The sequence below is a fragment of the Parolsenella sp. genome (assembly GCF_982402205.1).
The window spans coordinates 1-10,770 of record NZ_CEVYAT010000041.1 but is presented as its reverse complement, the minus strand read 5'-3'; the positions used below and the strand labels follow the sequence as shown (position 1 = coordinate 10,770).

Below are 10,770 nucleotides of genomic sequence, written 5' to 3'. Positions count from 1 at the left end.
CCGAATTGCGGGCACCGCTTGCCGTCCTGAAGGCGAAGAGCCCCGCCTGCGGCCATGGACTCGTCTACGATGGGAGCTTCACAGGAAGACTCGTGAGGGGCTCCGGGCTTGCCGCCCGGGCCCTCGAGAGGGAGGGGATCGTTGTGGTAGATGAGAGCGTCGTCGAGGGGTGCCGCGCAAGCGTCGAGCATCCGGTTGCCATCGTCCTGGGCAGCGGCCTTGGGGCGTTGGCCGGCCTCGTGAAGCCGGTCCGTCGCATTCCGTACGAGGACATTGAGGGCTTCCCCGCGCACGCCAGGCCCATTCCCGGCCACAGCTTTGAGGCCACCGTGGGCACGATCGACGGCGTGCCCGTCGTGGTCTATCCGGGTCGCGTGCACCTCTACCAGGGCTACAGCTCCGCCGAGGTGGCGTCGCTCGTGCGCCACGCCCACAAGCTCGGCTGCCGTGACATCATCTTCGCCTGCTCCACGGGCGCCATTGCCGGCCGCGGCCGCGTGGGCCTGGGACTCATCACCGACCACCTCAACCTTACGGGCACGAATCCCCTCATCGAGGACGAGGACCTGGCCTGCGTCGACTCGCCGTTCGTGGGCATGACCGACACCTACACGCCCTACCTGCGCGGCCTTGCCGCGGGCGTCGCCGCCGACGAGGGCATCGAGCTGCAGCAGGGTGTCTACGCAGGGCTTCTCGGCCCGAGCTTCGAAACGGCCGCCGAGGTCGCGGCGCTGGGGTGCCTCGGGGCCTCGTTTGCCGGTATGTCGCTCGTGTGCGAGGCCATCATGGCCCACGCGCTGGGCATGAACGTCCTGGGCCTCACGCTTGCCGCCAACATGGCGGGCGAGGCGGGCGTCACGCACGAGAGCGTGCTCTCGGTGGCGTCCGAATACGAGGCAGACTTCGAGCGCCTCGTGCGTGGTGTGCTCGCGCGCCTCAAGTAGGGCTCTTCTCGCATAGTGCTTCGCGCGGCGGGGCGTCTGGCCATGAGGCTGGGCGCCCCGCCTTTTGTGTCGCGACGTCGTCCGTTATTCCAAAAGTTAACAACACCTAACGGTTCACCATGGTTGACTCCACCAAAAGTTAGGCACATACTACTTACGAGTTAGAGGCAGACAACTTCTCCCGCCACGTGGGATTGCGCGGGTGACGCGAGGCGGATGGCCACACCGTGGGCGTCCGCGTTGCTGTGTCACGGCGGGGGAGACGAAGGAGGAGCACATGGCAGTCGCGACGTCGAGGGGTGCCCAGCTTCCGCTCGCCATGGCCCACGAGGGCGAGGCCGTCCACGTGGTGAGGGTCAGCGGCAGCACCGAGATGCGCCGTCACCTCGAGAACCTTGGGTTCGTCGACGGTGCCGAGGTCAACGTCGTGAGCCAAAGCGGCTCGTCGGGCACCATCGTCAAGGTCAAGGGTGCCCAGCTGGGCGTCGACCATGCCACGTGCATGCACGTCTTCGTCTGCTAGCACGGCTTGCGCACTCGCGCCCCTCGCGGGCGCTGCGGCGTCGGGGCGTCCCGACGCAACCCGGACACGTCCGGTCGATAACGTCGTACCAGGCTGGCGCGCGAGCGCCGGCAAGAGAGAGGAAGAGAGGGTAACGGTGACAACGCTCAGGGACATCCCGGTTGGGTCCTCCTGCACGGTGAAGGCACTCACCGGCACGGGCGCCATCAAGCGCCGCATCATGGACATGGGCATCACGAAGGGCGCCAAGATCACGGTGGTCAAGGTGGCTCCGCTCGGCGACCCGCTGGAGCTCAACGTCCGCGGCTACGAGCTGTCGATCCGCAAGGACGAGGCCGAGAAGGTCGAGGTCGAGCCCGCGTAGGACTCGCATCGCCGCCGCGAGCGGCATCCACGCCTCGGACACCCGAGGGGGCGCGGTCTCATGGGGACCTCCGCGCCAAACTGAAAAGGTCCAGCATAAGGGACCAGGGGGCCGACCCCGCCCCCAGCAACAACCCAAGAAAGGGAGTCATGGAAGACCGCATGTACATCGCGCTCGCAGGTAACCCTAACTGCGGCAAGACCACGCTGTTCAACGCCCTCACCGGCTCTAACGGCTACGTCGGCAACTGGCCCGGCGTCACGGTCGAGAAGAAGGAGGCCGCCTGGAGGCGCGACAAGTCCGTCACCTTCACCGACCTTCCCGGCATCTACTCGCTGTCGCCGTACTCGCCCGAGGAGATCGTCTCGCGCGACTACCTCATCCAGAACCGCCCGTCGGCCGTTATCGACCTCGTCGACTCGACCAACCTCGAGCGCAACCTCTACCTCACGACCCAGCTGCTCGAGTGCGGCCTGCCGGTCGTGCTCGGCCTCAACATGCTCGACCTGCTCGAGAAGAGCGGCGACAAGATTGACGTCGACGCCCTCTCCCGCGAGCTGGGCTGCCGGGTCATCCAGGTCTCGGCCCTTCGCGAGAAGAACACCGACGACCTCGTGAAGCTCGCCGTCGAGGCGGGTAAGTCCGGCAAGGCCCCCGCCCCCGCCCACGTCTTCACCGATGAGGTCGAGGCCGCCATCGCCAAGATCGAGGTCGGCCTTGCCGGCAAGTGCGACGCGACCCTCTCGCGCTGGTATGCGATCAAGGTCTTCGAGCGCGACGCCGTCGCCATCGAGCCGCTCGGCCTCTCCAACGCCGAGCTCGAGGCCTTCGAGGCCGACATCAAGGCCGTCGAGGCCGCCCGTGACGACGACGCCGAGTCGATCATCACGTCGGACCGCTACGAGTGGATCGCCCGCGTCATGGATGCCTGCGTCGTGAAGGCGCCCAAGAAGCTCTCGACCTCCGAGAAGATCGACAAGATCGTCACGAACCGCATCCTGGGCCTGCCCATCTTCGTCGTCGTGATGTTCCTCGTCTACTACATCGCCATCTCCACGGTGGGCACCGCTGGCACCGACTGGGTGAACGACAACCTGTTCTCCGACGGCTTCTTCGTGAACGGCGCCTCGGCCGAGCAGTACGACGCCGACACCGAGGCTTGGTCCGACAACCACTACGGCGACCAGATCGACGGCTTCATCGCCGCCGCCACCGACGAGGGCGTCGTCACCGACGATGAGGCCACCGAGGTCGCCGATGCCGTGTCCGCCTACCAGGAGGACACCGAGGACGCCGACGCCCAGGCCACCATCTCGGCCTTCGAGGCCAAGGCCTCCGGCGTGACCGCCTCCGACGTCGTGATCACCGACGAGGACGGCAACGACACCGACGAGGTCATCGATTCCGTCACCGCCGCCGACTTCGCGGCCGCCGTCGAGGGTTCCACCGAGGAGCCCGACCCGGCCGACTACGACGGCTTCGTGCCCTCCATCCCCAGCGCCGTGACCAGCTGGCTCGAGTCGATCGGTGCCTCTACCGTCGTGACCTCGCTCATCGTCGACGGCATCGTTGGCGGCGTGGGCTCCGTCCTGGGCTTCATCCCGCAGATGTTCGTCCTGTTCGTTCTGCTGTGCTTCCTCGAGGACTGCGGCTACATGAGCCGTGTCGCCTTCGTCATGGACCGCGTGTTCCGTCGCTTTGGTCTCTCCGGCAAGTCCTTCATCCCGATGCTCATCTCCTCGGGCTGCGGCGTGCCGGGCGTGCTTGCCACCAAGACCATCGAGAACGAGAAGGACCGTCGCATGACGGCCATGCTCACCACGATGGTCCCCTGTGGCGCCAAGCAGCCCATCATCGCCCTCGTCATGGGCGTGCTCATCGGCGGGTCCGACGCCTGGTGGGTTGCCCCGATGTTCTACTTCATGGGCATTGCCGCGATCATCATCTCGGGCATCATGCTCAAGAAGACCAAGCCGTTCGCCGGCGAGCCCACCCCGTTCGTCATGGAGCTGCCGGACTACCACTTCCCGTCCATCAAGTCCTGGTGGCTGCACGTGTGGGAGCGCGTGAGCGCCTACATCAAGAAGGCCGGCACGATCATCTTTGCCGCCGCCGTGGGCATCTGGTTCCTCTCCAACTTCGGCATGTATGACGGCGCCTTCACCTACCTCGCCGGCATCGACGAGATCGCCGACACCTACATGGACTACTCGATCCTCGCTGGTATCGGCAGCGCCCTGAGCTTCATCTTCGTGCCGCTCGGCTGCGCCTCTTGGCAGGCCGTCGCCTCCTCCATCTCGGCCCTCATCGCCAAGGAGAACCTCGTCTCCACGTTTGGCGTCCTGTTTGGCCTGGGCGATGCCACTGAGAACTCCCTGTCCATGTGGACGGGCTTCGCTGGCATGTTCACCGACGCCTCCGGCATGCTGCACGCCGGTGCCATGTGCGCCTTCGTGGCCTTCAACATGCTGGACGCCCCGTGCTTCGCTGCCATTGGCACCATCCGTCGACAGATGGACGACTCCAAGTGGTTCTGGGCTGCCATCGCCTACCAGTGCGGCTTTGGCTGGGTCGTTGGCCTGATTATCAACCAGCTCTGGGAGCTCATCGTGCTCGGCAACTTTGGCTTCTGGACCGTCGTGGCCTTTGCCGCGCTTGCCGGCATCCTGTTCATGCTCTTCCGTCCGGCGCCCAAGTTCGAGGGCAAGGACGAGCACATCCTCGACTCGCTTGCCGAGGCCGAGAAGTAACGGATTCGCTGCGGATCTGCTTGCTTGGGAGGGGTCGCCACCTGGCTGCCCCTCCTTTTTTTGTGTGCGGGGGCGGCTCGCGTGCGTGGCGGGCGCGTGAGGTGGGCGTGAGGCGAACGTCTCCGTCATGTCGCCACCGGTTCGGCACGTCTCTGTCATGTCGCCATCGGTTATGCACGTCTCCGCCGTCCTGGACGTGTAAAACCGATGGCTTGGCGGAGGAGGGGGCACATCGCCATCGGTTATGCACGTCTCCAGAGCTTTAGGCATGCATAACCGATGGTCCGATTGAGGAGGCCGTGTAACGTGCAATACCGATGGGCGTATGGAGCGGCTCGCGGGCGTGGCGGGGTATAGTTGCTGCGTACACGAGCGAGAGAGGTGCTTCATGAGTCAGGTCAAGGTTGGCATCATTGGCGCGATGGATTCCGAGGTGGCGCTGCTCAAGGCCAAGATGGAGGGCGCCCGCGTGCGCAGCGTCGCGGGCATGGAGCTTTGCGAGGGCGTGCTTGCGGGCGTGCCCGCCGTGGTCGTGAAGTGCGGCGTGGGCAAGGTCAACGCCGCCGTCTGCGCACAGACGCTCACCTGCATCGAGGGCTGCACCCACGTGATCAACACGGGCGTGGCGGGCTCGCTCGACATGCGCATCGAGATCGGCGACATCGTAGTCTCCACCGAGGCCGTCGAGCATGACATGGACGTGACGCCCCTGGGCTATGCGCCGGGCGAGCACCCCGACGAGCACATCGTGGCCTTCGAGGCGGACCCCGCGCTGCGCCGCGCGGCGGTGGCGGCGGCCCGTGAGGTGGGCGGCGTGCAGGTCTTTGAGGGACGCGTCTGCTCGGGCGACCAGTTCATTGGCTCGGCCGCGGCCAAGCAACGCATCATCGACACGTTTGGCGGCCTGTGCTGCGAGATGGAGGGTGCCGCCATCGCGCACGTGTGCCACCTCGCGGACGTGCCGTTCGTGGTGGTGCGCGCCATCTCCGACAAGGCCGACGACTCGGGCGACGTCTCCTACGCCGAGTTCGAGAAGGCTGCGGCGGCGCGCTGCGCGAGCATCGTGCTCGCGGCGCTGCCTGCAATCGCGTAACTGCTCGAACGACCGGGGCGTACGGCTCTCGTCTTGCATGCTGGGGTGATGCGTGCCGCCCGCTTGCCTACTGGTTGGCGGCCGTGCCGTCTTGCGTGCCGGATGCGTCCTGCGTTGGCGCGCCCGGCACGTTTTCGTTTGTGCCGTTCGTGGTGGGGGAGGTGGCGTCTGGCGTCGTGGCCTCCTGCTCGCCGCCCTTGCTGGCGACGTCGCCGGCCGCGGGGCTCGCTGCGGTGGCGGCGTGCTCGGCTGTGGTGGGAGACTGGGCCGCCTCGTGCGTCTTGGCCGCATGGGTGGCGGCCTCGGTGGTGGCAGCGGGCTGCTCGACGGCGCCGATGCGCTGGCCCAGGCCCTCGCCGTGCGTTGCCGCCATGATGACGAGGGCGGTCGCCGCCACGGCCACGAGCGATGAGACGACGGCGGCGACCATGACGCGGCGGTGGACCGCCTGCTGGTGGCGCAGGTGCGCGGCCTCGCGAATCGACGCGGGCGCCACACGGGGCGCGGGCACGTCCTGGCCGCTTGCGCCATAGGTGGGGGAGAGGGGCTCGTCCTCGCTGGCCCTGCGGTCGAGCCCGTAGGGGTTGCCCTGATCGGCGGCCTCGTCGGTCGAGGCGAGCTCGCGCAACTTGTCGCTGCCGCGACGCAGCATGCCGCGGTAGAGCTGCGAGGCCACCGTCGAGACGACCGAGGCCACGGCCACGCCAATGAGCGAGCCCGCGATGCCGATCTTGCTCGAGAGGGCCACGCTCGTCACCGCGGCCAGGGCGCCGGCAACCACCTGCGAGAGCGACAGCTCGTCCAGAAGACCCTTGCGCGGGCCCCTCTCGTCCCGCGCGTTTCCCTGCTGCTGTGCCATGCTTGCGCTCCTACCGTTGTGGATGTGCACCACATTGTAGGGTGGCCGCCAGGAAGCGGCCGAAATACGCCCGCGCGACACCTGCCAGATTCACCGCTCGTCCACATCGGCTTGGTTGGTTTGGGCGGGCGCGGTATCATACAAAGACAGCTCAAGGCGGTCTTCCGCCCATATCTGTACCCAAAACGAAGGGACAGCCCCTTGACCATTCGCACCCATCTCGTCCGTGCCGCCGCCGCCATCACCCTTGGCGCCACGGTTCTCACGGGCCTTCCCACGCTTGCCGTGGCCGATACGTCCGAGCAGCTCCAGGCCAAACTCGACGAGGCCAACGCACACCTGAGTGACCTCTACTCCCAGGCCGAGCAGGTCAGCGAGCAGGTCAACAACACGCAGGTTGACCTCGACAACACCAACGCCGAGATTGACCAGAAGAAGAGCGAGCTCGCCGAGGCCCAGGATGTACTCGCCAGCCGCGTGTCGTCCAACTACAAGACCGGTGGCGTCTCGCTTGTCTCGATTCTGTTTGACTCCACGAGTTTCGAGGACCTCGTCAACCGCGTCACGTACGCCTCCAAGGTGAGCGACTCCGACGCCCAGGTCATCCAGAACGTCAAGGACATCCAGGCTGAGCTCGACCAGAAGCAGGCCGAGCAGCAGCAGCTCCTGAGCGACCAACAGGCCCAGCAGGCCGAGCTCAATGACAAGGTCAACGAGGCCCAGAGCTACGTGAGCTCCTTGGACCAGCAGGTCCAGGACGCCCTGGCCGCCGAGCAGGCCGCCCGCGAGGCCGAGCAAGAGGCCGCTCGCAAGGCAGCTGAGGAGAAGGCCGCCCAGGACAACTACGTGCCCGAGGGCAACGCCAACGCCGGCACCAACAACAATTCGGGCAATAACGGCAGCTCGTCCAACGGTGGATCCACCTCGGGCGGCAGCTCCATCGGCTCGGGTGCCCGCAACGCCATCATCAGCCGTGCCTACAGCCTCGTTGGCTGCGGCTATGTCTATGGCGCCTCCGGCCCCGACAACTACGACTGCTCTGGCCTTGTCCAGGCCTGCTACGCCGCTGCCGGCATCTACGTGCCGCACAGCTCCGCGCAGCTCGCTGACTACTGCAACAAGCCGGCCTCCCAGGCCGAGCCGGGCGACATCGTGTGGAGGCCGGGCCACGTGGGCATCTACATCGGCGGTGGCACCACGATTGAGGCCTTCAGTCCGTCCCAGGGCTGCGGTTATGGCTCACTCTCGAGCTTCTCGCGCGCCGGCTCTGCCGTCTAGCGCCTGCCACATAGAGAGTTGCGGCTGCGGCCGCCTTGCATCAGCAGGGCGGCCGCTTTTTGTGTTGGTACGACACTACGTGTTCGAGGCGCTGCGCGCAGTCACCGCCTACAGATTCCTAGGAAAATGCCGTTATACATATCCTTTAAATACGCCTAACGACATTTTCCTAGGAATCTGCGGGAGGCTAGGAATGTATGGAGGGGCGACTCATATGGATCCGATGCCGGCATTGGTATAGTGCCCGTCGATGCCGAGCTCCGTTGGCGTCGGCCTAACAAAACGCCCCAGAAGGCGCTGAGACGTCTTCCGGGGCGCAAACGATACGTGTCGCAGGGAGACCTTCCCTCGTTAGGCAAGCAGGCCTTGTGGGTGCTTTTCGCGCGTCGTTACTTGCACAGGCCTTCGCCAAGGCTCTCGAGCCCCTTGAGGGCCTTCTCGCCATCTTCGGGGCCATGCATGTTGCTCACGATGTCCGAGAGGTGCTTGCTGTCGAGGTAGCCGCTGATGAGCGCGCCCAGCTCCTGCCAGACGGGCAGCGTGGGGCACACCTTGGTGCGGGGGCACAGCGTGCCGCTCGAGCAGTCGAGGCACGACACAGGGGCCAGCGAGCTGCCCTCCGCGGCGCGGATGATCTCGCCCAGGGTGTACTCGGACGGCTCGCGGCGCAGCCGGTAGCCGCCGCCCTTGCCGCGCTGGCTCACGACGAAACGCGCCTTGTGCAGCGACGCCATGACCTGCTCGAGGTACTTGCGCGAGATGCCCTGTCGTTTGGAGATGTCGCCAAGCGACACCCAGGCGTCCTCTCCCTGGCTCATGGCGAGGTCTGCCATGACGCGCAGGGCGTAGCGGCCCTTTGTCGAGATGCCGGAGGCCATCGTCTACTCCTCGCCCTTGGTGGGCACTGGGTTGCCGTTCTCGTCGGTGCCGTCCTCGGTGGTCGTGGCCTCGCGCGACTCGTCGGGGTGGGCGAGCATCTCGTCGAGCGTGCGCCAGGCGAGCTCGGCGCACTTCACGCGGGCGGGCATGTGCGAGATGCTCTGCAGGTCGGCGGCCTCGTCGAGCTCCTCGAGCACGTCGGTGTCCTTCTGCTCGCCGCGGATCATCTGACCAAAAAGGTGACAGAGCTTGCGGGCGTTCTCGGGGGTCTCGCCCACCATGAGGTCGCTCATCATGTCGGCCGAGCCCTGCGATACGGCGCAGCCGTGGCCGGTCCAGGAGACCTCGGCGATGGTGCCGTCGTCTCCCAGGCGTACGTCGAGCACGAGGTCGTCGCCGCAGCTGGGGTTGATGCTCTCGTGCGAGAGCGTGGGCTCGCTCATCTTGTACTTGTAGTCGGGGCTGCTCACGTGGTCCATGAGCGCGCGGCTGTAGACGTTAGCCATGGAAGACCTCCCAGACGAACTTGAGGCCAGCGACGAGCTGGTCGATGTCGCCCTTGTCGTTGTAGAACGCCACGCTCGCACGGCAGCAGCTCTCGATGCCCATCCAGGTAAGAAGCGGCTGCGCGCAGTGGTGGCCGGCGCGGATGGCGACTTCCTTGGTGTCGAGCAGGCTCGAGACGTCGTGCGGGTGGATGCCCTCGACGTTGAACGAGACGGCACCCACGTGGGCGTGCGGGTCGGCCGGGCCCACGATCTGGATGAAGGGGAGGGCCTGGAGCTGCTCGCACAGGTAGGCGGCCAGCTCGCGCTCGCGCTCCTCGAGGGCGTTGCGGTCGTGCGCCTCGAGGTAGTCGAGGGCCGCGCCCGTGGCGTAGATGCCCGCGGCGTCCTGCGTGCCCGCCTCGAACTTCTCGGGGATGGGCGCCCAGACGGCGTCGGTCTCGCTCACTGAGTCGATCATCTCGCCGCCGGTGAGGAAGGGCGGCAGGGCCTCAAGCAGCTCTCGCTTGCCCCACAGCCCGCCAATGCCCATGGGACCGCCCAGCTTGTGGGCCGAGAAGGCCAGGGCATCGACACCAAGCTCGGTGACGTCGACGCGGACGTGCGGCAGCGATTGCGCAGCGTCGGCGATGACGGTGGCACCGTGGGCGTGCGCTGCGTCGGCGATGGCGCGCACGGGGTTCTCGACGCCCAGCACGTTGGAGACGTGCGTCACCGAGACGATGCGGGTGCGCTCGCCGATCTTTGCGGCGATCTCCTCGGGCGTGATGACGCCCTTGTCGTTGGGGCGCAGGTAGACGAGCCTGGCCCCGGCCGCGCGGCAGACCTGCTGCCAGGGGATGAGGTTGGAGTGGTGCTCCATGATCGAGATGCACACCTCGTCGCCCTCGTGCAGGACGCTCGGCCCCAGGGTCTTGGCGATGAGGTTCAGCGACTCGCTCGCGTTGCGCGTGAAGATGACCTCGTCGGGGTCGGTGGCGCCAATGTAGCGGGCAACCTTGGCGCGTGCGTCGGCGATGGCCTGCGTGGCGTCGACCGAGAGCTGGTAGAGGCCGCGCAGGGGGTTTGCGTTCATCGTCTCGTAGAACGAGCGCTGGGCGTCGAGCACCGCGGCGGGTCTCTGCGCAGTGGCCGCGCTGTCGAGGAACGCGAGCTCGGGATGGCTCGCGAGCAGCGGGAAGTCTGCCTTGTAGGGGTTGGTGGCGATGTCTTGGGACATGGGTGTCCTCCTTTACTGCTCGAGCGCGCGGGCGCCGTCCGCGACGGAGGCCTCGATCTCTGCGGCGGCATCGTTGCCCAGGGTCTCGCGGGCCCAGGCTACGACGGCCGAGGGCGCGGCGCCGGGAAGCGTCGCGGCGGCGTCCTCCACGATGGCGCGGCGGAACAGCCCCTCGACCTCCTCCTCGGTGAGGCCACGGTCTGCGAGGTAGGCGAGCTGGTCGGGCGAGATGGAGCCGATGGCGGCGCCGTGGTTGCCCTCGACGTCGTCCTCGTCACACAGGATCGTGGGCAGCGTCTTGTTCACGACGTCGTCGCCGCAGACCAGCACGGTCTCCTGCTCGGTGCCCTTGGCG

At 66.8% G+C, this 10,770-nt stretch carries 11 protein-coding genes; 6 read left to right on the top strand and 5 right to left on the bottom strand.

From position 1 onward, the window contains the following. From AC1VTH_RS03800 to AC1VTH_RS03780, 5 genes are all read left to right on the top strand, one after another. On the top strand, window positions 1–944 hold a 944-nt coding region (locus tag AC1VTH_RS03800), incomplete at its 5' end, for a purine-nucleoside phosphorylase (RefSeq protein WP_481334770.1). Window positions 945–1,221: 277 nt separating this feature from the next. After that, window positions 1,222–1,467 carry a FeoA family protein gene (locus tag AC1VTH_RS03795; protein ID WP_481334768.1) on the top strand — a complete coding sequence of 82 codons (246 nt, stop codon included), beginning with the start codon at window positions 1,222–1,224 and terminating at the stop codon, window positions 1,465–1,467. 136 nt (window positions 1,468–1,603) lie between these two features. Further along, entirely contained in the window at window positions 1,604–1,831 is a 228-nt protein-coding gene (locus AC1VTH_RS03790; protein ID WP_293674109.1) for a FeoA family protein, read from the top strand. 149 nt (window positions 1,832–1,980) lie between these two features. Further along, window positions 1,981–4,581 (top strand): ferrous iron transporter B, encoded by a 2,601-nt coding sequence (gene feoB, locus AC1VTH_RS03785; RefSeq protein ID WP_481334767.1) that lies wholly within the window; start codon window positions 1,981–1,983, stop codon window positions 4,579–4,581. 388 nt (window positions 4,582–4,969) lie between these two features. Further along, window positions 4,970–5,674: a 5'-methylthioadenosine/adenosylhomocysteine nucleosidase gene (locus AC1VTH_RS03780; RefSeq protein ID WP_481334766.1), complete on the top strand. Its 705-nt coding sequence runs from the start codon at window positions 4,970–4,972 to the stop codon at window positions 5,672–5,674. A gap of 67 nt (window positions 5,675–5,741) precedes the next feature. On the opposite strand, the gene AC1VTH_RS03775 is transcribed toward AC1VTH_RS03780, so the two are convergent. Next, window positions 5,742–6,533, bottom strand: a complete 792-nt coding sequence (locus AC1VTH_RS03775; protein ID WP_481334764.1) for a hypothetical protein — start codon at window positions 6,531–6,533, stop codon at window positions 5,742–5,744. Window positions 6,534–6,734: 201 nt separating this feature from the next. Here AC1VTH_RS03775 and AC1VTH_RS03770 point away from each other — a divergent pair, with 201 nt between their 5' ends. Then, complete coding sequence (locus tag AC1VTH_RS03770; RefSeq protein ID WP_481334763.1) at window positions 6,735–7,811, top strand: C40 family peptidase; 1,077 nt, start codon at window positions 6,735–6,737, stop codon at window positions 7,809–7,811. Window positions 7,812–8,200: 389 nt separating this feature from the next. On the opposite strand, the gene AC1VTH_RS03765 is transcribed toward AC1VTH_RS03770, so the two are convergent. The 4 genes from AC1VTH_RS03765 to AC1VTH_RS03750 all read right to left on the bottom strand — a co-directional run. Beyond that, a complete protein-coding gene (locus AC1VTH_RS03765; protein WP_293824703.1) occupies window positions 8,201–8,689 on the bottom strand; it encodes an RrF2 family transcriptional regulator in 489 nt (162 codons plus the stop codon). A 3-nt stretch (window positions 8,690–8,692) separates the two neighbouring features. Continuing rightward, the gene (sufU, locus tag AC1VTH_RS03760) at window positions 8,693–9,196 is read right to left on the bottom strand and encodes a Fe-S cluster assembly sulfur transfer protein SufU (protein ID WP_481334761.1); all 504 of its coding nucleotides are present in this window, start codon (window positions 9,194–9,196) and stop codon (window positions 8,693–8,695) included. Further along, on the bottom strand, window positions 9,189–10,415 hold the full coding sequence (locus AC1VTH_RS03755; RefSeq protein WP_481334759.1) for an aminotransferase class V-fold PLP-dependent enzyme: 1,227 nt from the start codon (window positions 10,413–10,415) through the stop codon (window positions 9,189–9,191). The genes sufU and AC1VTH_RS03755 overlap by 8 nt, the downstream gene beginning before the upstream one ends. 12 nt (window positions 10,416–10,427) lie before the next feature. Beyond that, window positions 10,428–10,770 (bottom strand): SufD family Fe-S cluster assembly protein (locus AC1VTH_RS03750; protein ID WP_481334758.1); only part of this gene is annotated, 343 nt, incomplete at its 5' end.

What these genes read in the sequence shown, in the direction of transcription:
- AC1VTH_RS03795 (WP_481334768.1), top strand. Translation starts at nt 1,222, where the DNA reads ATGGCAGTCGCGACGTCGAGGGGTGCCCAGCTTCCGCTCGCCATGGCC.
- feoB (WP_481334767.1), top strand. Translation starts at nt 1,981, where the DNA reads ATGGAAGACCGCATGTACATCGCGCTCGCAGGTAACCCTAACTGCGGC.
- AC1VTH_RS03780 (WP_481334766.1), top strand. Translation starts at nt 4,970, where the DNA reads ATGAGTCAGGTCAAGGTTGGCATCATTGGCGCGATGGATTCCGAGGTG.
- AC1VTH_RS03775 (WP_481334764.1), bottom strand. Translation starts at nt 6,533, where the DNA reads ATGGCACAGCAGCAGGGAAACGCGCGGGACGAGAGGGGCCCGCGCAAG.
- AC1VTH_RS03765 (WP_293824703.1), bottom strand. Translation starts at nt 8,689, where the DNA reads ATGGCCTCCGGCATCTCGACAAAGGGCCGCTACGCCCTGCGCGTCATG.
- sufU (WP_481334761.1), bottom strand. Translation starts at nt 9,196, where the DNA reads ATGGCTAACGTCTACAGCCGCGCGCTCATGGACCACGTGAGCAGCCCC.
- AC1VTH_RS03755 (WP_481334759.1), bottom strand. Translation starts at nt 10,415, where the DNA reads ATGTCCCAAGACATCGCCACCAACCCCTACAAGGCAGACTTCCCGCTG.